Annotated in this window: 21 protein-coding genes; 16 read left to right on the forward strand and 5 right to left on the reverse strand. The window is 53.4% G+C overall.

Features of this window, described 5'->3' with window-relative positions:
- Positions 1-400 precede the first annotated feature (400 nt).
- The 4 genes from minC (at position 401) to H6F67_RS19840 (ending at position 3,660) form a co-directional block, all read left to right on the forward strand.
- Positions 401-1,174 (forward strand): septum site-determining protein MinC, encoded by a 774-nt coding sequence (gene minC, locus H6F67_RS19825; RefSeq protein WP_190768371.1) that lies wholly within the window; start codon positions 401-403, stop codon positions 1,172-1,174.
- A 64-nt stretch (positions 1,175-1,238) separates the two neighbouring features.
- Positions 1,239-2,048 carry a septum site-determining protein MinD gene (gene minD, locus H6F67_RS19830; protein WP_190768372.1) on the forward strand — a complete coding sequence of 270 codons (810 nt, stop codon included), beginning with the start codon at positions 1,239-1,241 and terminating at the stop codon, positions 2,046-2,048.
- Between the two features lie 81 nt (positions 2,049-2,129).
- Positions 2,130-2,537 (forward strand): cell division topological specificity factor MinE, encoded by a 408-nt coding sequence (gene minE, locus H6F67_RS19835; protein WP_190768373.1) that lies wholly within the window; start codon positions 2,130-2,132, stop codon positions 2,535-2,537.
- Between the two features lie 85 nt (positions 2,538-2,622).
- Positions 2,623-3,660, forward strand: a complete 1,038-nt coding sequence (locus H6F67_RS19840) for a PleD family two-component system response regulator (RefSeq protein ID WP_190768374.1) — start codon at positions 2,623-2,625, stop codon at positions 3,658-3,660.
- On the opposite strand, the gene H6F67_RS19845 is transcribed toward H6F67_RS19840, so the two are convergent.
- Both H6F67_RS19845 and H6F67_RS19850 read right to left on the reverse strand, forming a co-directional pair.
- Entirely contained in the window at positions 3,632-4,459 is an 828-nt protein-coding gene (locus H6F67_RS19845; RefSeq protein WP_190768375.1) for an SWIM zinc finger family protein, read from the reverse strand. The two genes, H6F67_RS19840 and H6F67_RS19845, sit on opposite strands and share 29 nt — an antisense overlap.
- Before the next feature lie 2 nt (positions 4,460-4,461).
- Positions 4,462-7,683, reverse strand: a complete 3,222-nt coding sequence (locus H6F67_RS19850; protein WP_190768376.1) for a DEAD/DEAH box helicase — start codon at positions 7,681-7,683, stop codon at positions 4,462-4,464.
- A gap of 99 nt (positions 7,684-7,782) precedes the next feature.
- Here H6F67_RS19850 and H6F67_RS19855 point away from each other — a divergent pair, with 99 nt between their 5' ends.
- The 7 genes from H6F67_RS19855 (at position 7,783) to H6F67_RS19885 (ending at position 14,283) form a co-directional block, all read left to right on the forward strand.
- Positions 7,783-8,361 carry a GNAT family N-acetyltransferase gene (locus H6F67_RS19855; protein ID WP_190768377.1) on the forward strand — a complete coding sequence of 193 codons (579 nt, stop codon included), beginning with the start codon at positions 7,783-7,785 and terminating at the stop codon, positions 8,359-8,361.
- Positions 8,362-8,574: 213 nt separating this feature from the next.
- A complete protein-coding gene (locus tag H6F67_RS19860) occupies positions 8,575-10,722 on the forward strand; it encodes a polyribonucleotide nucleotidyltransferase (RefSeq protein WP_190768408.1) in 2,148 nt (715 codons plus the stop codon).
- A gap of 271 nt (positions 10,723-10,993) precedes the next feature.
- Positions 10,994-11,404 carry a hypothetical protein gene (locus H6F67_RS19865; protein ID WP_190768378.1) on the forward strand — a complete coding sequence of 137 codons (411 nt, stop codon included), beginning with the start codon at positions 10,994-10,996 and terminating at the stop codon, positions 11,402-11,404.
- The gene (locus tag H6F67_RS19870) at positions 11,404-12,657 is read left to right on the forward strand and encodes a glutamate-5-semialdehyde dehydrogenase (protein ID WP_190768409.1); all 1,254 of its coding nucleotides are present in this window, start codon (positions 11,404-11,406) and stop codon (positions 12,655-12,657) included. Before H6F67_RS19865 ends, H6F67_RS19870 begins: the two co-directional genes overlap by 1 nt.
- A gap of 279 nt (positions 12,658-12,936) precedes the next feature.
- Positions 12,937-13,074 (forward strand): hypothetical protein, encoded by a 138-nt coding sequence (locus H6F67_RS19875; protein WP_190768379.1) that lies wholly within the window; start codon positions 12,937-12,939, stop codon positions 13,072-13,074.
- On the forward strand, positions 13,061-13,210 hold the full coding sequence (locus tag H6F67_RS19880; protein ID WP_190768380.1) for a hypothetical protein: 150 nt from the start codon (positions 13,061-13,063) through the stop codon (positions 13,208-13,210). The genes H6F67_RS19875 and H6F67_RS19880 overlap by 14 nt, the downstream gene beginning before the upstream one ends.
- Before the next feature lie 47 nt (positions 13,211-13,257).
- Positions 13,258-14,283, forward strand: a complete 1,026-nt coding sequence (locus tag H6F67_RS19885; protein WP_190768381.1) for a zinc-binding dehydrogenase — start codon at positions 13,258-13,260, stop codon at positions 14,281-14,283.
- On the opposite strand, the gene H6F67_RS19890 is transcribed toward H6F67_RS19885, so the two are convergent.
- Entirely contained in the window at positions 14,284-16,104 is a 1,821-nt protein-coding gene (locus H6F67_RS19890) for a sulfotransferase family 2 domain-containing protein (protein ID WP_190768382.1), read from the reverse strand. It lies immediately after the preceding gene.
- Positions 16,105-16,151: 47 nt separating this feature from the next.
- On the opposite strand from H6F67_RS19890, the gene bchI reads away from it, so the two are divergent.
- The 3 genes from bchI to nagB all read left to right on the forward strand — a co-directional run bounded on the left by bchI (position 16,152) and on the right by nagB (position 21,535).
- Positions 16,152-17,249 (forward strand): magnesium chelatase ATPase subunit I, encoded by a 1,098-nt coding sequence (gene bchI, locus H6F67_RS19895; protein WP_313926869.1) that lies wholly within the window; start codon positions 16,152-16,154, stop codon positions 17,247-17,249.
- Positions 17,250-17,394: 145 nt separating this feature from the next.
- Entirely contained in the window at positions 17,395-20,535 is a 3,141-nt protein-coding gene (locus tag H6F67_RS19900; RefSeq protein WP_190768383.1) for a PAS domain S-box protein, read from the forward strand.
- A gap of 175 nt (positions 20,536-20,710) precedes the next feature.
- Entirely contained in the window at positions 20,711-21,535 is an 825-nt protein-coding gene (nagB, locus tag H6F67_RS19905; RefSeq protein ID WP_190768384.1) for a glucosamine-6-phosphate deaminase, read from the forward strand.
- A 63-nt stretch (positions 21,536-21,598) separates the two neighbouring features.
- Here the strand turns inward: nagB and H6F67_RS19910 are convergent, their stop codons facing one another.
- Positions 21,599-22,105, reverse strand: a complete 507-nt coding sequence (locus H6F67_RS19910; protein ID WP_190768385.1) for a GNAT family N-acetyltransferase — start codon at positions 22,103-22,105, stop codon at positions 21,599-21,601.
- Between the two features lie 116 nt (positions 22,106-22,221).
- On the opposite strand from H6F67_RS19910, the gene ybaK reads away from it, so the two are divergent.
- Together ybaK and typA are read left to right on the forward strand one after the other, a co-directional pair.
- Positions 22,222-22,719, forward strand: coding sequence for a Cys-tRNA(Pro) deacylase (gene ybaK, locus H6F67_RS19915; protein WP_190768386.1), 498 nt, complete (start codon positions 22,222-22,224; stop codon positions 22,717-22,719).
- Positions 22,720-22,870: 151 nt separating this feature from the next.
- Positions 22,871-24,661 (forward strand): translational GTPase TypA, encoded by a 1,791-nt coding sequence (gene typA / locus H6F67_RS19920; RefSeq protein ID WP_190768387.1) that lies wholly within the window; start codon positions 22,871-22,873, stop codon positions 24,659-24,661.
- 79 nt (positions 24,662-24,740) lie between these two features.
- On the opposite strand, the gene H6F67_RS19925 is transcribed toward typA, so the two are convergent.
- Positions 24,741-25,400: a hypothetical protein gene (locus tag H6F67_RS19925; RefSeq protein ID WP_190768388.1), complete on the reverse strand. Its 660-nt coding sequence runs from the start codon at positions 25,398-25,400 to the stop codon at positions 24,741-24,743.
- Positions 25,401-25,508: the final 108 nt, after the last annotated feature.

Raw genomic sequence — 25,508 nt, forward strand, 5'->3', positions numbered from 1 at the left:
TATGTGGGTTACTTTGAATAAACTGTTCGAGCGTTTCCATTGTCTGAGAGGGTAGAGTTTGAGGCACACCCTCAGCCTACCATTTGTTCACATCCTATTTAGGCTGCCTGTATTACCGATTTTGTTTTGAAGATAACTAGCCATAATCCGAGTATCGAAGCGCGAAGCCTAGTCGTTAACCTGCCTCAACGCTACTTTGTAGTGTTGGTTGCTTCTAATTTGGGTTGCGATCGCCCTTCCTTGAACTTCACCGCAGCCATGCGATCGCTTGCGAATCGACACAGGCTTTCCAGACGCAAAATTGTGGGTGAACCGACCGTCGCAAATGCGGCAAGATTTGGCGACAAGTCGAGATAAGATGTTTAGTTGACTTCGCGCCCATTAAGTCAACCCTCTGTGCATGAATTCTGATTCTTCTGTTCCCACACCGATATCAGCAATTTCCCCGACTCCAGAGGGAAACCCGAATTTGCAAATTCGCCTCAAAAGCGAAGGCGGACGGCTGCTGCTGCTGCTGCCCGCTGAAACCGAAGTGAGCAGTTCAATGGGCTGGTCAGACTTGTGGATGCAGTTTCGGCAGCGACTCAGCGGCGGCGATCGCTTCTGGCAGCCGAACACCGCCGTTCATTTGATTGCTCGCGATCGCCTGCTCGATTCCCGTCAGCTTCAGGCGATTTCGGATGCTCTCGCGGAATATCAGCTTCAGCTCAAGCGCATCTACACCAGCCGCCGCCAAACCGCAGTTGCCGCTGCAACGGGCGGCTTTTCGGTCGAGCAGCATTCACCGCTGGCGCATCTGAATCAGCCAGCCGAAACAGGGCAAGCTCTAGCCGAACCGCTGTATATTCAAACGACGGTGCGATCGGGCATGGAAGTGCGGCATCCCGGCACGGTCGTCATTTTGGGCGACGTGAATCCGGGTAGCGCCGTGATTGCCGATGGAGATGTGCTAGTTTGGGGCAATCTGCGTGGCGTCGTTCAGGCAGGCGCAGCCGGAAACTCGCGCTGCTACATTGCTGCACTTCGCATGGAGCCAACTCAGCTTCGCATTGCTGATGCCGTTGCTCGCGCTCCCGAAAAGCCGCCGCAGCAGTATGTGCCAGAAGTGGCTTACGTTACGCCTGAAGGGATTCGCATCGCCAAAGTGGTTGATTTCCACAAACTTCGCTCCTAGTTTTTCGGCTGTTGACCTGTCTCGGCTGTTGACCTGTAAAGTTGTTCATCTGTAATCCCTAGCCATGAGTCGCATCATCGTTGTTACCTCCGGCAAAGGCGGCGTCGGCAAAACCACGACCACCGCGAATTTAGGCATGGCGCTGGCTCAGCGTGGCCGCAGCGTGGTTGTGATCGATGCGGACTTTGGCTTGCGGAATTTAGATTTGCTGCTCGGTCTGGAAAATCGCATCGTCTACACGGCTGTCGAAGTGCTCGCGGGCGAATGCCGCCTAGAGCAAGCCTTGGTGAAAGATAAGCGACAGCCGAATTTGTCGCTGCTGCCTGCTGCACAAAATCGCACCAAAGATGCCGTCACGCCCGAACAGATGAAGCAGCTCGTCACAACGCTTGCGCCGACTTACGATTTTGTTTTAATCGATAGTCCAGCCGGAATTGAGACGGGCTTTCAAAATGCGATGATTGCCGCTCAAGAAGCGCTGATCGTGACGACACCGGAGATTGCGGCTGTGCGCGATGCCGATCGCATTGTCGGCCTGCTGGAAGCCAACGGCATCAAAACCATGAGCTTGATCGTCAATCGACTTCGACCGCGCATGGTTGAAGATGAAAAAATGATGTCGGTGAAAGATGTGCAGGAAATTTTGGCGATTCCGCTGATTGGCGTGGTTCCCGACGATGAGCGCGTGATTGTTTCGACCAATCGCGGTGAACCTTTGGTTCTGGCTCCTGCCGGATCGCAAGCGGGCGAGGCGTTTGGCAACATTGCCCGCCGACTGGAAGGCGAAAAAGTGCCGTTCATCGATTTGTCGCCTGCACCAGAAGATTTGTTTTCGCGCCTTCGCCGGATGTTTCGCGGTTCACCCCGCAAGTAGGGGAACAAGATGAACTCACTGTTGGACGGATGGAGAGTCGATCGAAATTTCGCTATTGTGAGATGACTTGAGAGCAACGCTATGATTTCCGAACTGCTAGAACGACTTTTTCCTCGCCATACCGAGGCCACCAGCCGCGCCAAAGTCAAAGAGCGGCTGCAATTCGTCCTAGCACACGATCGCGCCGACCTCACTCCAGAAATGGTCGAAAAGATGCGTCAGGAAATTCTTGAAGTCGTCTCGCGCTATGTGGAAATCGATGCGGAAGGCACAGAATTCTCGCTAGAAAACGATCAGCGCATGACTGCTTTAATCGCCAATCTTCCGATCCGGCGCGTTAAGGCGAAACTGGAAGCGATCGCGCCGCCTCCAGTTTCCGAAGACCCGCCCAAATCCGAAGATCTGTCCAAATCCGAAGATCCGTCCAAATTGGAAGACCGACCAAAAGTGGAAGGCGCGATCGACCAAGTGGGCAATCTGAAAGAGTAGCGCTGCAAGCAAAGTTAAATTTGCGATCGCACCTTTTCGCGAACTGAGCAACCGTTCGTGATGCGCTCTCTTTTACTAGACAGCAATGAACGACTTGCAATCGCCTGATGTCCCTTTAATTTTGCTGATCGAAGACCAAGCTTCGATGCGGCTTCAGTTGCGAACTTACCTCGAAGCGGCAGGATATCGAGTTGAGGAAGCGATCGACGGTCAGGCTGGAATCGAAGCTTATATTCGCCTGCTGCCAGACATCGTGCTGCTCGATGCCGTCATGCCGATTATGGATGGCTTTACCTGCTGTTCGCAGCTTTTGGCACTGCCAATCGCTCATCCTGCGCCAATTTTGATGATTACAGGGTTGGAAGATACCACCTCAGTCGATCGCGCATTTGCGGCAGGAGCGATCGATTTCATCACCAAGCCCATTCACTGGCCTGTGCTGCATCAGCGCATCCGCCGTTTGCTGCAACAGGTGCAGCTTCACCGCCAGCTTGAAGCAATGAACGCTGCGCTTGCCCAAACCAATCAGGAACTCGAATCTGCGAATGCTGCGCTTGCCAAACTCGCCGCGATCGACAGTTTGACAAATCTGGCGAACCGCCGCATCTTTGACGATCGCCTCAACTGGGAATGGCGGCGACTGACGCGCAAGCAGCTACCGCTCTCGCTGATTTTGGCAGACATCGATTTTTTCAAGCGCTACAACGACACCTACGGACATCAAGCTGGAGATGCTTGCCTCCAGCAGGTTGCCGGAGTGCTGCAATCGAGCCTGATGCGGCCTGCGGATCTGGCGGCTCGCTATGGCGGCGAAGAATTTGCGATCGTGCTGCCAAACACCAATTTGGCGGGAGCCGCGCGAGTCGCAGAACGAATCCGCCAGCAAATTCGCGCTTTAGCAATTCCTCACGCTCAAACGGATGGCGGCTATGTCAGCCTCAGCACGGGTGTGGCCTGCTTGATTCCTCAGCCGACGCTGCAACCGATCGCCCTGCTCCAAGCGGCTGACCAAGCGCTGTATGCGGCCAAAGCTGCCGGACGCGATCGCATTGTTACGGTTTCGCCAACCCAAAGTGCGATGGGCGGGGCGATGCCTACGACTGACCCGGAGATTGTCCGGTAGACATGGCGGCGATCACAGCCTGCTGACTCGCTTGCAAAGTGATCGAGCGCAAATAGTCCATCACTGCTTGCGAAGCGGCCAAATTCAAAGGCGAATCCGGCTTAATCGGAAAATTGCCCAGCACATCCAGCACGGTTTCGGTACTTGGCGGCGCAATCACGACCAGCGACGATTCAAGCTGCTCGTCATACTGCCAAAACTCGTGCAGATCGATCGCATCGGAAACCTGTTCCGGCTCGGCTGTTGCCGTTTGCTCGTCAGGATTCGCGCTTCTAAGCTGCCGCAGTTCATTGATGATTTGCTCTTTGCTGCGACCGCGCAGTTGAAATAGAACAAACGGATCTTCGCTGAAGCGATCGCCCAGCAGATAATAAACCGCGCCGATATGTTTACAGGGATTCGCCGGATCGGGGCACGAACATTTGCTGTGAATATCAAATTTCGTAAACGGAAACAAACTTAATCCATTTGCCGTAAATACTTCTTCGATGTTCTGCGGCATTTCTCCCGCTAACAGTTTGGCGGAAAAAATCGCCCGCTCTGAGAGCGATTCGATCACATATTGCCACTGCTCATCGCTGAATCGATCGAGCGACAAAGACACTTTATAAGGCTCTGGCGCAGTTCCCTGCACCAATGCCGACACCTTTTCACCTTTGTACTCGATGTTGAGAACATTCCCCTGCCGCGCATAGTTGCGGGCGCGTTCCAGCCTGCGTCGCCAGCCAAACGATTCGAGGACATCGACCCAGCGCTGTGCCCACCATTCGCGATTTGGTTGTGTGTCGTAGTTGGTCATCTTCAGTCATCAATGACGGCAGTTCGATCGAGCAGCAGCAAGTCACGCAGTTGCTCAGTGTCAAAGTCGGTCAGCCAGCTTTCGCCCGTGCCGACAATTTGTTCAGACAGCGCTTTTTTGCTTTCGATTAGTTCATGAATGCGCTCTTCAAGAGTGCCTGTGCAAACGAATTTGTGTACCTGTACATTGCGCGTTTGGCCGATGCGAAAAACGCGATCGGTCGCTTGATTTTCCACCGCCGGATTCCACCAGCGATCGAAGTGAAAGACGTGATTTGCACGAGTCAGGTTGAGGCCAACGCCGCCCGCTTTCAGCGAGAGAATAAAAATTCTTGGCCCCTGTGGATCGTTTTGGAAGCGATCGATCATTTCTTCACGCTGCTTTTTCGACGTGCCGCCGTACAGAAATAGCACTTCGCGGCCAAACTGCTGCTCTAGAAAAGGTTTGAGCAGTTTTCCCCATTCGGCAAACTGGGTGAAGATCAAGGCGCGATCGCGCAAAGCTCCGGGTGCAGTGTCGCCTTCGGACAAGAGTTCTTCGAGCATTTCGGTTAAGCGCTGAAGCTTGCCAGACTGTTTGGCAAAATCGGCATCGATCGCCGCCGATTCCCCATTCAAAGCCGGATGGTTGCAAATTTGCTTCAGCTTGACGAGTAGAGCCAAAATCATGCCGTGTCGCTGAATGCCTTCTGCCGATTCGATTTCGCGCAAGGATCGATCGACCGCAGCCTGATACAGCGCAGCCTGCTCGGTGGAAAGTCCGCAAAAGACCGACATTTCCTGCTTGTCCGGCAAATCTTGAATGATCGATCGATCGGTTTTGAGTCGCCGCAAAATGAAGGGCTGGACGAGCGATCGCAGCGTTTGTAAGGAAGCCGTATCGCCGTATCGCTCGATCGGAATGGCGAACCGACGCTGAAAGAAATTGCGCGGTCCTAGATAGCCCGGATTGAGAAAATCCAGAATTGACCAGAGTTCCGACAAGCGGTTTTCGACGGGCGTTCCGGTCAGGGCGATGCGAAACTGTGGCTGAAGCTGCCGGACGGCCTGAGACTGCTTCGACTCGGAATTTTTGATGTTCTGCGCTTCATCGAGAACGACGCCTTGCCAGTTGACGCTCTCAAAATCTTTGCTGTCTCGATAGGTAAGCGCGTAGCTCGTCACGACCAGATGATGTGCTTTGGCGGCTTTGGCGAAGGCTTTGCCCTGCGATCGCTTGTCGCCGTGATGCACCAGCACTTTGAGGCTCGGCGCAAACCGCTTCACCTCGCGCTCCCAGTTGCCCAAAACGGAAGTTGGACAAACCAGCAAGATCGGTTGCTCCAATGCGCCTTGCTCTTGCAAATGCAGCATTAGTGTGATGAACTGCACGGATTTCCCCAAGCCCATATCGTCCGCGAGACATGCGCCCAAGCCCCAGCGTTCCAGAAAGGCCAGCCAGGAAGCACCCCGAAGCTGATAGGGTCGCAGTTGACCCCGGAGATTTTTGGGGACGGGGATTGTCTCGATCGATTGATTGCCAGTTGTGAGCGCCTGAATCAATTCTTCCAAGGAACCGGATGCTTCAAAGTGAACGACCGGCAATTTTTCGATCGTCTGCGTATCTCCGGTACTCATCCGCAAGGCATCTTCCAGCGACAGCGAAAGCTGGTCTTTGCGGCTGGTGAAAAAGGCTTGCGCGGCGCGGACATCTTGCGATCGCAACTCTACCCATTCACCGTTTACCTGCACCAGCGGCGTATTTTGGGCAACGAGGCGATCGAACTCGCTTTTTGACAAGCGCTGGCCGCCGATCGTCAGTTCCCAGCGGAAATTCAACAGGCTTTGCAGTCCCAATCGCTGTTTGCCTGAAGGTGGCTCGGCACGGACGCTCAGCCCTAAGCGGCTTGCCCAGCCTTGTTCCGGCGAGAGTCCGGGGGGCAGAACTACGCCGAAACCACTGTCTTTTAAGCGCCAAGCGATCGTTTTGATGAAGTCATACACCAAACTCGGATTAAGCTGGCAAGACTGCGGCTGCGAAACTTGCAGGCTCGGCTCGATCACCGGATAGAGGCGCGAGGCGAGGCCAAGTCCGGCGAGTAAGGTTTCTTGCGGATGCTCGATCGATCGCCCCATATACGTGAAGCGATCGACCGGATTTTGCCAGATGGTGCGAGCGCTCACCAGAAAATCCGGGTCGTGCGTCGCTTGCAGAAAATATTCCAGTATCCAGTTTTGACCGTCTGCGGGCGGCGGCTGAAGGTAGAAACACGTGCGAAATAACGCGATCTGCTGGTTGAGCTGTGACTGAATGGGAGCCGTCCAGCTTGTCCAGCTTGAGCGGAGGCGATCGATCTTGCCACTTTCTGTCGCCACCGCATCTGTTCCCAGACTTTGCAGCCATTCACGCAGGGCAATTTCTTTCGGAAATTTGGCGGTTGGGACGGGGACAGTGGCCGCAACTGCTTTGACTTGGGCATCGGTGAGGCAGTTGAGGAAGTCAAGCAAAAGCGATCGCGCCATCACAAACTCATCCGCAGATGAAGCGTAGGTGCGGCAGGCAGGCGGCATGTGGCGAGCAAACTGCTCTAATCTTGCTTGGTCGTCTGCACTGTCGATTAAGGCTTGCCAAGTGGTTTGCACGGCGTCGCCTTCTTTAAGCATCGGCAGAAATTTCGATCGCGCCTGCAAGTCGAGATGCCAGCGGGCAATGTGCGACCAGAAGCGCAAATCGCTTCCCCAAAACGGTTCGCCCTCGGTGACAGAACTTAAGGGCAGCGAGTTCAACAGCGCGATCGCTTCAAGGGGCTTGAGAAAAAATCCTTCGACGCGCCAAGGCTGAAGCGAAATTTGATCGCTGGGTGGCTCGATCGCGGCAGTGGCCGATAGCTGTGGCAGCCAGCCGATCGAGCGCAGTTCGTAAGTCGGTTGCCAGTAGATTTGCGCTTGCCAGCGTTCTGCCACAATCGGGGATTTTTCAATCGTGGCAGTGGCTTTGCGGGTGCGCTTGGGTTCTTCCAGCCCGATCGCCAGCGGCCAGTGCATCTGCTGCGTTTGGTGGAGCGGACGCAAAAACGCGACAAGTTCGTCTGCGGTCAGCGCATACGGATGATTTTCTCCAGGAGTGACGGGCGGCGAGTCGATGCGTCGCCAGGTTTCGCCCCAGATGAAAAAACCGTGTCCAAGCTGCGCTTGGTTTTGCGCCTGCGACGGCTCAACGCACCAACTACCGTGTAAAATTGCCATGCGCGTAAGGGAGTTCTACAGTCTGCTGCAAGATGAAATTTGCTGTGTGCAAGTGCAGTGGTTTAGTGGCGATCGCAAAAGCAACCAAGTAAATCCACGATGCAGTTACCCGTTTTCAAGACACTAAAGAATGGCATGACGATCGCACTAGACGAGATGCTGCCCTCTGAACGTGAAATCGTCAGGTCGCTCTTGAATACTGTAGTAATGGAAGGGCAAACATATCCACACTTGCAGCCGCTAAGTGAAGCGGAATTTGCTGCATATTGGCTAGTTCAAGATGCGTTTGTGGTGCGGAAAGTGGAAGCATCGGATCGATCGCAAAGCATGACAGGTGAAATTCTGGGTGCTTTCTATCTCAAGCCAAATTTCCCAGGTCGGTGCAGTCATATCTGCAACGCTGGCTTTATTGTACAACCTGCCGCTAGGGGTCTGGGAATTGGGCGATTCATGGGCGAAGCGATGCTGGCGATCGCGCCGACGCGCAGCTACACAGCCGTAATGTTTAACTTGGTGTTTGCCAGCAATACAGCGTCTTTGAAGCTGTGGGAATCATTGGGGTTTACCGCGATCGGTCGCATTCCAAATGCAGTGCGGCTAGAAGGCGATCGCCATGTGGATGCCTGTATGCTCTATCGCTGTTTGGAGTCGCGATCGAATAATCTTGAGAAAACCTAAAGACTGACTTAAATTTAAGAGTTTCTTAACAAAATAAGCAGAGCTTCAATTTTGATTCCTGTGAGTGATTTGACAATTGTGAGTGTGGAAAAACGGGGGCGATTGAGCGATCGCTTTTTGCTTAGAAACGCCTGAAAACAAGTCAGCACAAGTGTATCAGTGCTACGATCGCAGAAGAAAGAGAAGAAGAAAGAAAGGAAAACCCGCTACATGGTGAGTGAAGTAGACAAGTCAATATCCTTTGATGGACGGGATATTCGACTTAAAGTAGGCTTGCTTGCACCGCAAGCAGGCGGTTCGGTGTTGGTGCAGTCGGAAGAAACAGCGGTTTTGGTGACGGCGACGCGCAACAACGCCAGAGAAGGCATCGACTTTTTGCCGCTAACGGTTGACTACGAAGAACGACTGTATGCCGCCGGACGCATTCCCGGCGGATTTTTACGGCGTGAAGGTCGCCCGCCCGAAAAAGCGATTTTGACCGGACGTTTGATCGATCGCCCGATGCGCCCTCTATTTCCATCCTGGCTGCGCGACGATCTGCAAATTGTCGCCACGACCATGTCGCTTGATGAGCGCGTGCCGCCAGACGTGTTGGCTGTGACGGGTGCATCGATCGCCACGCTCCTCGCGGGAATTCCGTTTAATGGCCCAATGGCCGCTGTGCGCGTCGGCTTGATTGGCGACGACTTCATCATCAACCCGACCTACCAGGAAATTGAAGCCGGAGATCTTGATTTGGTCGTGGCCGGATCGCCCGAAGGCGTGATCATGGTCGAAGCCGGAGCCAATCAGCTTCCGGAACAAGACATTATTGAAGCGATCGATTTTGGCTACGAAGTCGTGCGCGATCTGATTCAGGCGCAGCTTGATCTGCTGGCCGAACTCGGCATCGAGCGTCCGCAAATCACGCCGCCCGAAACCGATTCGACGCTGGAGAACTTCATTAGCGATCGCGCCAAAGAATCGATCCGCGAAATTCTTCACCACTTCGAGTACAGCAAAACCGAGCGCGATGCCGCTTTGGACGAAGTGAAAGAATCGGTGAACGCCGCGATTGCCGAACTGCCGGAAGAAGATGCGGTGCGCGTCGCGATCGCTGCCGACTCCAAAGCCTTTGGCAACACGTTCAAAAGCTTGACCAAAAAAATGATGCGCCAGCAGATCCTCAATGATGGCGTGCGCGTTGATGGTCGCAAGCTCGATGAAGTCCGCCCGATCTCGTGCCGAACCGGAGTGTTGCCCAATCGCGTTCACGGCAACGGCTTGTTTCAGCGCGGGCTGACGCAGGTGCTGTCGATCGCCACTTTGGGAACGCCCGGAGACGCGCAGGAAATGGACGACCTCCATCCCGACGAGCAAAAGCGCTACATGCACCACTACAACTTCCCGCCCTACTCGGTCGGAGAAACCAAGCCGATGCGATCGCCCGGTCGTCGCGAAATCGGTCACGGCGCTTTGGCCGAACGTGCGATCGTGCCCGTTTTGCCGCCGAAAGAACAGTTTCCCTACGTTCTGCGCGTCGTCTCGGAAGTCCTTTCTTCCAACGGCTCCACCTCAATGGGTTCGGTTTGCGGCTCAACCCTTGCCCTGATGGATGCAGGCGTCCCAATCACCAAGCCCGTCAGCGGTGCGGCAATGGGATTGATCAAAGAAGGCGATGAAGTTCGTATTCTCACGGATATTCAGGGCATCGAAGACTTCCTGGGCGATATGGACTTCAAGGTCGCCGGAACTGCGGACGGCATCACCGCCCTGCAAATGGACATGAAGCTGAACGGCTTACCGATCGCCGTGATTGCCGATGCCATTCGCCAAGCCAAGCCTGCCCGCATCCACATTTTGGAAAAAATGCTGGAAGCGATCGACAAGCCCCGTGAAGATCTTTCGCCCCACGCTCCGCGCCTGCTCACCATCAAGATTGACCCGGAATTCATCGGCATGGTGATCGGTCCCGGTGGAAAGAACATCAAGGGCATCACCGAGCAAACCGGAGCCAAAGTCGATATCGAAGACGATGGCACGGTGACGATCTCGGCGATCGAAGGCGAAAAGGCCAAGCAAGCCCGCGCCATCATCTTGGGCATGACGCGCAGGCTTGGAGTCGGCGATGTGTTTGCAGGCAAGGTGACGCGGATCATTCCGATCGGCGCGTTTGTCGAATTCCTGCCGGGCAAGGAAGGCATGATTCACATTTCGCAGCTTGCCGACTATCGCGTTGGTAAGGTGGAAGACGAAGTGGCCGTCGGTGACGAGGTAATCGTCAAGGTGCGCGAAATCGACGGACGCGGACGCATCAACCTGACGCGCTTGGGCATTCATCCCGACGAAGCAGCGGCGGCACGAGCAGCAGCGTCTGAATAGTTCGGCGCTGAAAGCTTCTGTTGAATGGTTCAGGGTGTGGCGAAAGCTTCACCCTGTTTTTTGCTGGATAAGACGAGGGAAAAGCTCATCTTATCCAGATGCTTCACCAGTCGCCAGCCAAGATTGAAGAATGTTAAAATTCGACTGACCAGACTCGGAAATAATCGCTATTTTTGGGGTATCCACCTGGCGTTTTGGCCGCATCGAAGCGCCGCCTTGTGTGGGGATTCTGCCTGATTCTCAGCATCCATTCATCTTTTTGCCGCTGCTTGTGCACCCTCAAAAACCTCACAAGATCGACTTAAATGGCGATTACCCCTGCCCCTGCCGCCGTCGGGGTCGCCTCGTTCCGATCGCGCTGACCGAAGCGTTCGGCTGTAACCGCTGTCAGCAAATCTTTGTTGTGCAAGAGAGCGGGCAGGCGATCGAGCAGCTATCCACCCACTATCCGTATAAACGCGCATGGCGATGGACAGGCCATCAGTGGGTGATGGTGCATCCCAACCTGAGTCGAGGCTATTTGCCGCTGACGCTGGTGATTTTAATCGGCCTCGTGTTTCTGCTGCTGATCACAATGTTGCAGTCGCCGCTCAGCAGCAACCTCACCTTCCGCGTCGTCGCTGCGCTGATTCTGTCGGTGATGCTGGCGTTTATGCTTTGGCTCGCCTGTCGGCGATCGTGATGGACACTGGATTTCCGGCCTCATGGCTGCTCAACACCGTTCAAGCTGCTCATCACGCTTCTGTGCAACTAGCCGCCTGCAAAGGAACCGATCGCAGCCGCGTTCTGCAAATGATGGCTGAAGCGCTGCACGACCAGCAGGACGCCATCCTCGAAGCCAACACGCTCGATTTGGAAGCGAGTCGCGAGATGGCCGTGCCGGAACTGGTGCTGGACTGGCTGAAGCTGACTCCCGAACGGTTGCAAGCCGCCGCCCGCCTGCTTCAGCGACTTTCGGAGCTGTCTGATCCGCTCCAGCAAGTGCTGAACACGCCCTATCAGGTCGAGCAGTGCCAAACCTACTCGCAACTGATGCCGCTGGGCGTGATTGCCTTGATCTTCGAGGCATTTCCGGAACTCGGCGCGATCGCAGCGGGCATGTGCATCCGCACGGGAAACAGCTTGATTCTCAAAGGCGGAACCGAAGCGAGTCACTCGAATCAGGCGATCGCGCAAACGCTTCAGCAGGCGATCGAAGACGCCGGACTGCCCAACTGCGTGCATCTGCTGCCCTCGGATCAAGGCGATCTAATTCGCGAACTCGTGGTGCAAGACCGCTACGTGAATTTGCTAATCCCCTATGGCCGATCGAGCCTCGTCCAGCAGGTAATTCGCCAGGCAACCGCTCCAGTTTTGAAAACGGCGATCGGCAACTGCTATCTGTACTGGTCGCCTTCGGCCAGCGTCGAAACCGTCCGCAACATGATTTTAGACAGCCACGCCAGCGAACCTGATCCGGTCAATGCGATCGAAAAAGTGATTATCAGCCGCTATCACAACTTTTCTTCCCTCACCTTGCTGTGGAATCACCTGAAGGAAAAAGGCTTTACGCTACGCGGCGATGCCGATTTGGTCGAAGAATTTCCGCATCTCAATTTGGTTGACATGACGGAGTGGCGACGAGCGGGACTTGATCGATCGATTTGCTTCAAAGTCGTCGATGGCCTAGATTCTGCCATCCACTGGATCAACAGCCACAGCAGCGGCCACGCCGACTGCATCGCCACCGAATCCTATTCCGAAAGTCGCCAGTTCGCGATGGGCATCACCAGCGCCACCACCTACATCAACGCTTCCCCGCGCTTTTGCCGCAATCCGAAGCGCGGCAGTCCGATCGCGCTGGGCATGTCCAACCAAAAAGGCCACCGTCGCGGCATCATCAGCCTGGAAACCCTAATGACCGTGAAGCATATCGTGCAGGGCAATAGTTTGTAGCGAAGCCAACACGAGGGACGCGGCGGGAAAGCCAATGCGAAGCGCCATATTGACACCCGCGAGTACGCCCTTGCGTAGGGTGCATGGGAGGACTCTCCCTGCTGGGGTTGGAGGTTTGGAGGCTAGGGGCGTTGCCCCTCCTCCACTGGCTCGAAAAATCGAGAATAATCTAACTTGCGATCGATTTTTAAACCACAATCAGTTAATCAGTTCTTCAAAAAGATGCAAGAAAATTAAAAAAGCAAGATTGTTATCAAAAGAAGTTTAGGCAAAAATCAAATGTTGACTGCAATCACTCGATCGCCCACTTCCAGCTTAATAAACTGCGAAATTACCTATCTCGATCGCCAGCCAATCAACTACGACCTCGCCTTAAAACAGCACAGTAGCTATTGCGAATACATTGCGAATTGGTGAAACGATTTTGATGCAGGCCGGATTTCCCCAAACGATCGAGCAGGTGCGATCGATCGGCTACAGCGTGGAAGCCGTAGACATCTCAGAATTTGCCAAAGCGGAAGCGGGTTTGACCTGTTTGAGCTTGATTTTTTAGCTCCACAGAACAGATACGATCGAAACGTTGTTTCTCGATCGTGCCTCGTGCTAGCAGCCCTCCTCTACGGCCAAGAAGACCTCCGCCTCGAAACCGTCCCCGACCCGACTCCCGCAGCCGGAGAGATCGTTTTGCAGGTGACAGCGGCAACCACCTGCGGCACAGACTTGAAAGTTTGGCGGCGCGGCGGTCACGCCAAAATGCTGAGTTTGCCGACGCTGTTTGGGCATGAGGCAGCGGGGCAAATTGTCGCGATCGGGTCAGGGGTGCGCGGCTGGCGCGTGGGCGATCGCGTCGTTGCCAACAATTCTGCCCCCTGCTTCGACTGTTTTTTCTGTCAGCGGCAGGAGTTCTCCCTCTGCACAAACTTAATTTTTAACAACGGCACATTTGCTCAGTATCTCAAGATTCCGGCTGCGATCGTCCAGCATAATCTACTACCCATTCCCTCAGATTTGCCGGATGCCGTCGCCGCAATGACCGAGCCGCTGGCCTGCGTTTTGCATGGCGTGGCGCGATCGAACGTGAAGCCAAACGATCGCGTGGTCGTATTGGGAGATGGCGCAATCGGCTTGACGTTCGTGGGCGCGTTGGCGCAGCAAGAAGCGCAGGTGATCGCGTTTGGCGGCAATGACGGACGCTTGGCGATCGCGCAGAAATTCGGAGCGGCTCAAACGTTCAACTACCGGCAGGTTGCAGATGTTCCGAGTTTGGTGAAGGAGCTAACGGACGGCTGGGGCGCGGATGTGGTGATCGAGGCGACGGGTGTGCCGAGCGTGTGGGAGCAGGCGATCGCCTGTGCGCGTCCGGGCGGAACGGTAAATTTGTTCGGTGGCTGTCCACGCAACACAACGATTACCGTCAATACTGAGCCGCTTCACTACAGTGAATTGACGTTGAAAGGCGTGTTTCACAATACGCCGCAGTTCGTTCGATCGGCATTAGAACTGTTAGCCAGTCGCGTTTTACCGTTCGAGCTTTTGATTAGCGAATCGCGATCGCTCATCGACCTAGAGCAGGTGTTTCAAGACATGAGAAATCGGCGCGTCATCAAGGTTGCGATCGAACCCTAGCTATTTCCAGAAAGTCTTGATTTTTTGCTGAATTTTGGCGAATGGCGATCGCTCTGGCATTCGCAAATCTGCGGGAATATGAGGCGACTGCTTTAGAACGGGCACATTCGATCGCGTCGTGAAAATCACAAACACCTCATTTGCAAAAACCGGATTCAACGTTTGCCGTAAAAAGTTTGGATCGATCGATTTTCGCTGTCCTTTGTGAATGACAATCCACTGCGCTTGGAGGTGCAGATCACCACTGTAGAACTGAATTTGCTGCGGATATTTCTCATAGAATTCGTTCGGTGCAACAATCGTTTCATGGGGCTGAATGTGAGCAGCTAGGAATCGATCAGCTTCGACCCAATTTGGTTCATCCAGCGGAAACAGCAGGTAGAGATAGTTTGGATCTTGAGGCGATCGATTCACAGGCTGAATTTGAATACGATGCAGCGCGATGCCAACCTGTCGCGAATCGGAACTGCTGCGCTTGACTTCGTTTAACGGCAAGGTGCGATCGACCGTAAATTTTAGGCGCGTAAATGGTTTTTCGCTTTGCAAAGCAGCCTGCGGAATTTTGCCTTGCCAAACGGTAATTTTGCCTTGCTGACTGAGTTTTTGCAGGGGAATCGATCGATCGTTGACAAATAGCTTTAGACTCGCCAAAACTTCAGGTGATGCCGCATCAGTAATTCGCAGTTTAATTGACAAATTCGCTTCGGTTGCGAGCGGAAAATCTAGAGTTGATTCGGTCGTTGAACCTGTCCAACGAACGGCTGTATTGCCCTTCAGTCCCTTGAAGCGTCCGTTGCGGTGATGCCATCCGCTGCCGGAAATGGCTTGACGAAAATCAAAATCGATCGAATCTATTCTGGGAATTTTCTGCTCTGCATATCGCTGCTCATAGTGTTTTTCTAGCAGATTAAAAATCAGTGGTGCATCTTTAGAAACAGATTGATCGTATTTTTGGCTAAGTGCAGCAAGCATTTGCGAAAAGCGATTGCAAAACAACTTTTCAGCATAATCATAGAGCGCTAAATCAAGCTGATTCGCTTCAATTACCACATCGAGAACAGACTGCGGTAGATCCTGCTTCGTTGATTTGTTAGAGGCGACTCTTAAGCTGGAGTAAGAAGTGGATGGATACCAGCCGAAAATATAGAACAAAAGAAAAACGGAATCTTGGAAGCGTTCGGTTAATCCCACAAAGATAAACTTTTCTAAATTGGCTTTGGCGATCGCCAATACTTCCGCATCCGATCGATCGCCCTGTGGTTCAATTCCCAACAGGCGCGTTTGGGGATTAGAGATTCGCATCTTGACGATCGGATGCGGATTTGCCATGAACCCTTCTAAACCGTGATCGGTAGCATCGCGCAGCAGCTTGGTGAATTCGTTGTATTCGGGTTCGCCTTTTTCTTTGGCGCGTTTGAGAAAGTTGTAGAGCGAAATGGTGCGATCGATCGGATTGCGTAGAATCGTCAAATAAAGCGGTTTTTTTGACAGGAATTGATCGATCGGATGGTAGCTAAAATGTCCGCGCAAGAAGCGATATTTCGCAAGCTGTTCGGGCGTAATTTCAGCTTGAGAATATTGCGGATCGATCTCCGACAGATATTCAAGTTCCGGGCAGATTTGATCGACATGAAACTTCTGGTCAATGATCGCGGTGAGCGTGGTTCCTGCCGTTTTGGGAATGTGGATAAAGCAAAGCTGATCTTCCGCTTTCAGACGATATTCCAAATCTGAATTCATCTTGCTTTCCTGCCCGATCGCCCGCAACTTTACCTGCAACTTCAACAGATTACACCAGCCAATTCGATCGCGTGAAGCCACCGTCTGTGTGGCAAAATGGGAAGCAGCGTTTTGTTCAAGGTAGCTCGATTCCCGTGACTGCACCCGCCCTGCCCCGCCGCGCCGTCTTTCCCTTCACGGCGATCGTCGGTCAAGAAGAAATGAAGCTGGCTCTGCTGCTCAACGTCATCGATCCCAAGGTCGGCGGCGTCATGATTATGGGCGATCGCGGAACCGGAAAATCCACCACGATTCGCGCGTTGGCCGATTTGCTGCCGGAAATTGAAGTCGTGGCCGATGACCCGTTCAACAGCCACCCGACCGACCCGGAGCTGATGAGCGATGCGATCAAACAGCAGATCGAGCAGCAAACCAAACTGCCGATCGCCCGAAAGAAAGTGCAGATGGTCGATTTGCCGCTGGGTGCAACCGAAGATCGCGTCTGCGGCACGATCGACATTGAAAAAGCTTTGTCTGAGGGCGTCAAGGCGTTTGAACCCGGACTGCTCGCCAAGGCCAATCGCGGCATTCTCTATGTCGATGAAGTCAATCTGCTAGACGATCACCTGGTCGATGTGCTGCTCGATTCGGCGGCGTCCGGCTGGAATACCGTTGAGCGCGAAGGCATTTCGATTCGTCATCCGGCTCGTTTTGTCCTGGTCGGGTCGGGCAACCCCGAAGAAGGCGAACTGCGCCCGCAACTGCTCGATCGCTTCGGAATGCACGCCGAAATTCGCACGGTCAAAGACCCGGAACTGCGAGTGCAAATTGTCGATCAGCGATCGCAATTCGACCAAAATCCGCAAGCTTTTCTGGAAGCCCACCAAGCGCAGCAAGACGAACTTCAGCAGCGCTTGCTGAATGCTCAAGCCTTGCTGCCGACTGTTTCGATCGATCACGATTTGCGCGTCAAAATTTCTCAGGTCTGCTCGGATCTCGACGTGGACGGACTGCGCGGCGATATCGTCACCAACCGCGCTGCCAAAGCGATCGCCGCTTTTGAAGGCCGGACAGACGTGACGATCGACGATATTCGGCGCGTCATCGGTCTGTGTCTGCGTCACCGCTTGCGGAAAGACCCGCTCGAATCGATCGATTCTGGCTACAAGGTCGATAAAGTGTTCGCGCAGGTGTTTGGCTTGGCGGAACCGGAAACCGCAGCGGCAAATGGAGCGATGCGGCGCTAGGGCAATTGCAGCTTGACGGCGAACCGCGCTTTGAACCCTTGATACTTGCTGGATTTCGGCCAAAAGGCAGACCAGGATTGCGCTGACCCCTCTCTAAGGTAGAAAGGGTGTTTGGAGATTGAGGTCTGTCTAGGTTGGAGTGCTAATGCATCGCGATCGACTAATTCGCCTGGGAATTGCGCCGCTGAGTGTAGCGATCGCCACGCTGCTGACGCATCTGCTGCTGCCCTATCTTGCACCTGCAAATATGGCGTTTTTTTATGCAGCCGTCACGCTCAGCGCCTATCTGGGCGGATTGCGGACGGGGTTGCTGGCAAGCGGATTGTCCTTGCTGGCGATCGCCTATCTGTTTGTGCTGCCGCTGGAGTCGGTTGCGGAGCTAGAGCAGTTGATTTTTCCGCTGGCGGTGTTCGGCTTTGTCACCTTTTTGATGAGCCTGCTGCACTGGCAGCGCCGACAGGCACAGCGACGCGCAGACCTGCATTTGCAGGCGTTGCAAGATAGCGAATCGCGCTATCGCACCTTGACCGAAGCTCTGCCGCAGCTTGTTTGGGTGACATCTGCCAGCGGCGAAACGCAATACTGCAATCAGCGCTGGTATGACTACACCGGATTGACCGCTGCCGAATCGCTGGGCTGGGGCTGGCAAACCGTTTTGCATCCGGACGATCGAAATGCCGCGATCGCCGCTTGGCAAGCCGCTTTGACCGAAGGGCGATCGCTTGAAACGCAATATCGCCTGCGCCGTGCCGATGGCGCATACCGCTGGTTTCTTGCTCGCGCCATGCCCCAGCGCAACGCTGACGGATCGATCGCCGCTTGGATCGGCTCTTGTACCGACATTCACGACCAAAAGCAAGCCGAGCAAGAACGTCTAGCGCTGATGGGCGAATTGGAAGCGAAGCAGAATTTGTTGGAAGCCGTCTTGCAGCAAATGCCCGCCGCGCTGGTTGTAGCCGAAGCGCCTTCTGGCCGTATTGTGCTAACCAATAAGCAGATCAAGCAGGTTTTGCGCGGGGCGGCTCCCACATCCGGCAGCGTAGATGAATATGACCAGTATCCCTGCTACTACCTGAACGGCGAACCCTACCCGCTGACCGAAACGCCTGTGGCGCGATCGATCCGCACGGGCGAAATCATTCGCGATGAAGAACTGCTAGTGCGCTGTGGCGACGGGACACGGCGCAGAGTCGTCAGCAGTTCTTCCCCGATTCGCGATGCAGATGGACAAATTGTTGCCGCTGTCGGCACGTTTTACGACATCACCGATCGCCAGCAGATGGAAGCAGCTTTGCGCGAAAGTGAAGCGCTGTTTCGACAACTCGCAGATAACATTGATGACGCTTTTTGGATGGTCGATTTGGATTATCAGCTCATCTATACGAGCGCTGCCTATGAACAAATTTGGGGACGATCGCGCCCCGATTCGAGCAGCTTTGTGTACGATACTTGGCTAGAAACGTTACACCCAGACGATCAAGAACGCATCAACGCTTTCTATGCCGACAATAGCCAGGGTCGCTATGAAATTGACTACCGCATTGTACGACCAAATGGTGAAGTTCGCTGGATACGCGATCGCGGTTTTCCCATCAGCAACGAAGCAGGCGAAGTTTATCGAATTGCTGGAATTGCCGAAGATATTACCGTTGCGAAGCACCTCGAAGAGGGTCGCAAAAACACCGAAGAAGCGCTTAACTCTGCACTACAAAAGCTGAATTTCCATGTTGAAAACACGCCGCTGGCCGTCATTGAATTAAATCGAGAGTTGCAGGTAATTCGCTGGTCAAAAACGGCTGAGCGTGTGTTTGGCTGGAGCGCAGCAGAAGTCACTGGTCGCAATTTGGGTGAGTTTCGCTTTGTGTATGAAGACGATGCGGAAATTGTGCAGCGTGTCCTCAATCGAATTTTCATCGATCGCGAAGTTCAAACGGTTGAACAAAACCGCAACTACACCAAAACCGGAAGCATTCTCACTTGTGAATGGTACAATTCCGCTCTGCTTGATGATGACGGCAATCTCGTTTCTATTCTCTCTTTGGTTCTCGACATCACCGATCGCAAAAACGCCGAACGCGATCGCGAACAGTTGTTGCAGCGCGAGCAAAAAGCACGGGAAGAAGCCGAACGCGCCAACTGTCTCAAAGACGAATTCTTAGCCGTGCTCTCCCATGAATTGCGATCGCCCCTCAACCCGATTTTGGGCTGGACGCGCCTCTTGCAAACTCGCAAATTCGATCAGGCCGGACTCGATCGCGCCTTGGAAATCATCGAGCGCAACGCCAAACTGCAAACGCAACTGATCGAAGATCTGCTTGATGTCTCGCGGATTCTGCGCGGCAAAATGATCTTGAACGTGCAGCCCGTCAACCTTGCGCTCACGATTCAAGCGGCGATCGAAACGGTTCGCCTTGCCGCCGAAGCTAAATCGATCGATTTGCGCTTCGAGAAATCCAACGAGAAGCTGATCGTCTCTGGCGACAGCGGACGCCTTCAGCAGATTGCCTGGAATTTGCTTTCCAACGCGATTAAATTCACGCCCAACGGTGGACGAGTAGAAGTGAAAGTGGAAAGGATGAGGGATGAGGGCGGCAGGATGAAAGCCAATCCTCAGGCCTTCGCCCGCCTAATTGTTTCCGACACGGGCAAAGGCATCTCTGCCGACTTTCTGCCGCACGTGTTCGAGCGATTTCGGCAGGCCGATAGCTCCACGACACGATCGTTTGGCGGATTGGGCTTGGGACTGGCGATCGTCCGCAACTTAGTCGAACTGCACGGCGGGTCGATCGAAGTCAGCAGCGCAGGTGAAAACCAAGGCGCAACCTTTACGGTCGAACTGCCCCTGATGCCCGCTGCCGATACCCGTGCCCCATCCGACACTCAGTCCCCAACTTCCGATCGCCTCCTCAGCGGAGTGCAAGTTCTGGTCGTTGACGACGAAACGGACATGCGCGACTATCTCGCATTCGTGTTGGAACAAGCCGGAGCGAACGTTTCGATCGCCGATTCTGCTGCAACCGCGATCGCCCTGCTTGCCAAGTCGCGCCCCGACCTGCTGATTAGTGATATCGGAATGCCGCAGGTGGACGGCTACGAACTGTTGCAGCAAGTCCGTCAGCTTCGTCCAGATGACGGCGGCCAAACACCTGCGATCGCTCTGACTGCCTATGCGGGAGAAATCAATCAGCAGCGAGCGATCGCAGTTGGATTTCAGCGGCATTTATCCAAGCCGATCGATCCCGATACGCTGATTGCAGCCATTCGTGAAGTTTTGGAAATTCGCTGAATGATGGGGTGCAAATCATCTCGAAAGCTGCTTGGTTTCCTGATGATTTCTCCACAGCCAATGTCGATCGAATGGCGGCTAAAACTCTCGTCAAACCAAGACATTCCGTACCTCAACACCGCGCCATTGATCTGAATACAGCTATAGAATGTAAATAGGTGAAACGGGTCAACCAATGCGTTTGGTAATTTGCGATCGCTCCGTTGAAGAGTGGGCAGCGACTTATATTCAGCAACGAATTCAAGTATTTTCTCCGACTAGCGATCGCCCGTTTGTGCTTGGTTTGCCGACAGGCAGCACACCGCTAGGAATGTATCGATCGCTGATTCAAAAATATGAAAGCGGCGAACTTAGTTTTCAAAATATCGTGACCTTCAATATGGATGAGTATGTAGGTTTGCCAGAAAACCACTCGCAAAGCTATCACTCATACATGTACGAAAACTTCTTTAATCACATTGATATTCTTGACAAGAATATTCATATTCTCGATGGCAATGCCCCTGATCTCGATCGCGAATGTCAAGCCTATGAACAGAAAATTGAAGCGATCGGCGGCGTTGAACTTTTTGTCGGTGGCGTGGGTGAAGATGGTCACATTGCTTTTAATGAACCGGGATCATCGCTGCAATCTCGCACTCGGATCAAAACCTTGACGCACAGCACTCGCATCGCTAACGCTCGCTTTTTTAATGACGACCTTGAACAAGTTCCTAAACTTGCATTAACTGTTGGCGTTGGCACAATTCTAGCGGCGCGAGAAGTCATGATTTTAGCAAAAGGATATGCGAAAGCGATCGCCGTCGCCCAAGCGATCGAGCAGGGCATCAATCACATGTGGCCGATTTCCGCATTGCAGCTTCATCCACACGCGATCGTCGTTTGCGATGACGCAGCCACTTCAGAATTGAAGGTGAAAACAGTCCGCTATTTCAAAGAAATGCACGATCATTTAAGCGAAATTGAAACTCAAGCATCCGTGAACTTAAGTTCTAGCTGAAAGCTCAAACTCATTAAAATGAGTTGCGGCGATCGCTTGCAGTCAGGAAATTGATTTCCTGGTTTAAGGGCATAGCTTCAATGCCAAAATGCTCAGTCCGCGCTTTTCTCCATCTAAGACTGCAACCTCTGGTAAATGGCCTTGCTGCTGAAATCCAAAACGTTCAAAGAGGCGGATGCTGCTGAAATTATGATCGAAACAAAAGGCGAGTAGTGTTGTGATTTGCAGGCGATCGCACTCCTGAATGACGTGCTTCAACAACAGCGAACCATATCCCTGACGCTGATGGCTTGGAGCAATATAAATGCTAACTTCTGCGGTTGCATTGTAAGCCGCACGTCCGCCATAAAATGAATTGAGCGCAATCCAAGCGGCAATTTCTTCATTGATTTCGAGTACCCAGATCGGACGAAAATCCGGTGAATGTTCGGCAAACCAGGCGCGGCGATCGTCCACTGAAATTGGCTCTAAATCCGCTGTTGCTAATCGAGTTGGAATCGACGAATTGTAAATTTCCACGATCGCAGGTAAGTCGTTTTCGATCGCATCTCGAATCTTGATATTTTCCATCGCGATTGTCATCAAATGCTGTCATTAAACCAAATCAAAATCGATCGAAAAGTTCACTGCTAGCAGACGATCGCCCCGCTTTCGCTAAAATAGCGATTGCCAATTTTTTGCCTGCAATGAAAACCAACGCCGCCCGCATCCTCGATAACTTGGGCATCCCTTACGAACTGCGATCCTACGAAGTCGATCCCGACGATCTGGCAGCGGAATCGGTTGCGGCGAAAATCGGCTTTCCGCCAGAGCAGGTGTTTAAGACGTTGGTGGCGCGGGGCGATACCGTTCCGGGACGCCACGATCGCAACGGCATCTGCCTCGCCGTGATCCCCGGAAATATGCAGCTTGACCTGAAGGCGTTGGCGCAGTTGGCGGGTTTTCGTAAAGCTGAAACCGTTTCCCTGAAAGAAGTTCAGCCTTTGACAGGCTACATTCGCGGCGGCGTGACGGCGTTGGGCTGCAAGAAGGACTATCCGGTTTACGTGGATGAACTGATCGCGCTCTTTGACGTGATTTCGATTTCGGCAGGCGTGCGCGGAACGCAGATTTTAATCGCGCCGGATGACTATGTGCGGGCAGTACGGGCAAAAGTGGGGGAGATTGCGAAAGAAAAAGATTAAATTGCCCGACATGGGCGATCGACAACCCGCTAAGATAGAATTATTGCGGCTTCTTTACAAGCACAGAAATAATCTTCAGAAAGTCTTAACGACCGCTTAACGTTCAGAAGTCGTCACGCTCCATTCGCTTAACTATCATCGGAACTTCCTTATGACGCTGCCTATTCGCAATGTCGCCATCATTGCTCACGTTGATCACGGCAAAACGACGCTGGTTGATGCACTGCTCAAACAGTCCGGCACATTTCGCGAGGGCGAGGAAGTTCCAGACTGCGTGATGGACTCCAACACGCTAGAGCGCGAGCGTGGCATCACTATTCTTGCTAAAAATACTGCCGTCCACTACGGCGAAACGCTGATTAATATTGTGGACACACCCGGACACGCGGATTTCGGCGGCGAAGTCGAGCGCGTCTTGGGCATGGTTGACGGCTGCATCCTGATCGTGGATGCGAACGAAGGTCCGATGCCGCAAACCCGATTTGTGCTGAAAAAAGCGCTGGAAAAAGGCTTACGTCCGATCGTCGTCGTCAACAAGATCGATCGCCCTGCCGCCGATCCGTTTGGCGCGATCGATAAAGTCTTGGATCTGTTCCTCGAACTGGGTGCAGACGATGACCAGTGCGACTTCCCCTATCTGTTCGCGTCCGGCTTGGCAGGCTATGCCAAAGACGATTTGGACGATGAAGGCACGGACATGAAGCCGATGTTTGAAGCGATCTTGCGTCACGTTCCCGCTCCGGTGGGTGATGCGACTAAGCCGCTTCAGCTTCAGGTGACGACGCTCGACTATTCGGAATATCTGGGTCGAATTGTGATTGGTCGGATTCACAACGGCACGATCGCAATGGGTCAACAGGCCGCACTCGTGACGGAAACGGGCGCGATCGTTAAGGGCAAAATCTCGAAGCTGATGGGCTTTGAAGGACTCAAGCGCATCGATCTGACCGAAGCAACCGCAGGCAATATCGTCGCCGTCGCCGGATTCGCGAATGCCAACATCGGTGAAACGATCACCTGTCCGAACGAGCCACAAGCCTTGCCGCTGATTAAGGTCGATGAGCCGACCTTGCAGATGACTTTTTCGGTGAACGATTCGCCGTTTGCGGGACAGGAAGGCAAATTGGTTACGTCTCGGCAGGTGCGCGATCGCCTCTTCCGCGAACTCGAAACTAACGTCGCCCTCCGCGTCGAAGAAACCGACTCAGCCGAAAAATTCGCCGTATCCGGTCGTGGCGAACTTCACTTGGGCATCTTGATCGAAACGATGCGGCGCGAAGGCTACGAATTCCAAGTCTCGCAGCCACAAGTCATCTACCGCGAAGTCAACGGCCAACCTTGCGAACCGTTTGAACTGCTTGTCCTCGACGTGCCTGAAGATGCGGTTGGCGGCTGCATCGAGCGTCTGGGACAGCGGCGCGGCGAAATGCAAGATATGCGCGTCGGCGGCAACGGTCGCACCCAGCTTGAATTCGTGATTCCGGCTCGCGGCTTGATCGGCTTCCGAGGCGAATTCATGCGCCTAACTCGCGGTGACGGCATCATGAATCACAGCTTCCTCGACTACCGCGCCTTGTCCGGTGAAGTGGAAGCCCGTCGCAACGGCGTTTTAATCTCGTTTGAGGAAGGCGTTGCCACGTTCTACGCGATGAAGAACGCGGAAGATCGAGGCGTCTTCTTCATCACGCCTGGAACCAAAGTGTACAAAGGCATGATCGTCGGCGAACACAATCGCCCGCAAGATCTCGAACTCAACGTCTGCAAAACCAAGCAGTTAACCAATCACCGCGCATCGGGCGGCGAAGAACTGGTGCAGCTTCAAGCCCCGATCGATATGAGCTTAGAACGCGCCCTCGAATATGTCGGTCCCGATGAACTGCTCGAAGTCACCCCCCAATCGATTCGCCTCCGCAAAATGACCAAGAAGCTCGCGAAGCGTTAGAGGGCGATCGAATTAACGAAACATCAGGAGTGCGGTTCGTCCGTACTCCTTTTTATTTGCTTGGAATCGATCGAGCCGACTACTCTTCTACAAATCGCTCACCATCAAACTGATAGCGACCGATGAGCGTTCGCTGATTATTTTCATCGAGGTGAGAAACTTCGATCGTGCGGCCAATCTGGGGCAGCTTCACTTCAACGATGTAGCTCGCATTAGAACTAGGCGAGAGATCGACCGGAAGAACAGTTGCAGTCACATCTCTCCAGTTTTGATCGGGGTCAAGAATTTTAGTCGTGTCGCCTGAAGTGCAAGTAAGACTCACCGCGACGAGTGGGCTTGCAGACGGACGAGAGAAAATGGCGATCGTGACAGTCGGGCAGCTATCACCTCCAGAAGTGACTTGGAGGTAGCCATTGTTCGGGTCATAAATGTTGCCGCCTTGTCCCTGTTCTGCTGCACTTAAGAGTTCTTGGCGCTGTTGTGTTGAAAGTCGAATTGGTTGGAAATATTGCTCTGGAATTTCTAAGAAGTAGTCTGCTACAGTTTTGCGGCGGGCAGTCTGCTCAGTTTTCGGCGTTGCTTGGACTGTCGAAACTGGGGAAGGAGATTCAATTGCCTGTGTGGTTGCCTGTGCATGAACAGTTGGTTCAGGCGATCGAGCCGTCGTTCCACAACTGGCTAGAAGAAAGCTCAAACTGATGAGCAAACCGCCAACAATGTTGAACTGTTTCACTAACATGCACTTATTCTTCCTTTTGCATAAATCAGAAATATCTTCACAGCGGTCTTGCTATAGTCCTGAAGTCTTTGTGCGAAAAAGTTGAATTGTGCAATCAGCAAAGTTCAC

Origin of the sequence: Microcoleus sp. FACHB-1515 (assembly GCF_014696105.1) — a bacterium.
Taxonomy (GTDB): Bacteria; Cyanobacteriota; Cyanobacteriia; order Elainellales; family Elainellaceae; genus JAAUTJ01.

Coding starts and splice junctions, on each gene's coding strand:
- minC (WP_190768371.1), top strand. CDS start 401: ATGAATTCTGATTCTTCTGTTCCCACACCGATATCAGCAATTTCCCCG.
- H6F67_RS19910 (WP_190768385.1), bottom strand. CDS start 22,105: ATGGAAAATATCAAGATTCGAGATGCGATCGAAAACGACTTACCTGCG.
- H6F67_RS19925 (WP_190768388.1), bottom strand. CDS start 25,400: ATGTTAGTGAAACAGTTCAACATTGTTGGCGGTTTGCTCATCAGTTTG.
- H6F67_RS19845 (WP_190768375.1), bottom strand. CDS start 4,459: ATGACCAACTACGACACACAACCAAATCGCGAATGGTGGGCACAGCGC.
- H6F67_RS19900 (WP_190768383.1), top strand. CDS start 17,395: ATGCATCGCGATCGACTAATTCGCCTGGGAATTGCGCCGCTGAGTGTA.
- minE (WP_190768373.1), top strand. CDS start 2,130: ATGATTTCCGAACTGCTAGAACGACTTTTTCCTCGCCATACCGAGGCC.
- H6F67_RS19875 (WP_190768379.1), top strand. CDS start 12,937: ATGTTGACTGCAATCACTCGATCGCCCACTTCCAGCTTAATAAACTGC.
- H6F67_RS19840 (WP_190768374.1), top strand. CDS start 2,623: ATGAACGACTTGCAATCGCCTGATGTCCCTTTAATTTTGCTGATCGAA.
- nagB (WP_190768384.1), top strand. CDS start 20,711: ATGCGTTTGGTAATTTGCGATCGCTCCGTTGAAGAGTGGGCAGCGACT.
- H6F67_RS19870 (WP_190768409.1), top strand. CDS start 11,404: ATGGACACTGGATTTCCGGCCTCATGGCTGCTCAACACCGTTCAAGCT.
- typA (WP_190768387.1), top strand. CDS start 22,871: ATGACGCTGCCTATTCGCAATGTCGCCATCATTGCTCACGTTGATCAC.
- H6F67_RS19855 (WP_190768377.1), top strand. CDS start 7,783: ATGCAGTTACCCGTTTTCAAGACACTAAAGAATGGCATGACGATCGCA.
- minD (WP_190768372.1), top strand. CDS start 1,239: ATGAGTCGCATCATCGTTGTTACCTCCGGCAAAGGCGGCGTCGGCAAA.
- ybaK (WP_190768386.1), top strand. CDS start 22,222: ATGAAAACCAACGCCGCCCGCATCCTCGATAACTTGGGCATCCCTTAC.
- H6F67_RS19850 (WP_190768376.1), bottom strand. CDS start 7,683: ATGGCAATTTTACACGGTAGTTGGTGCGTTGAGCCGTCGCAGGCGCAA.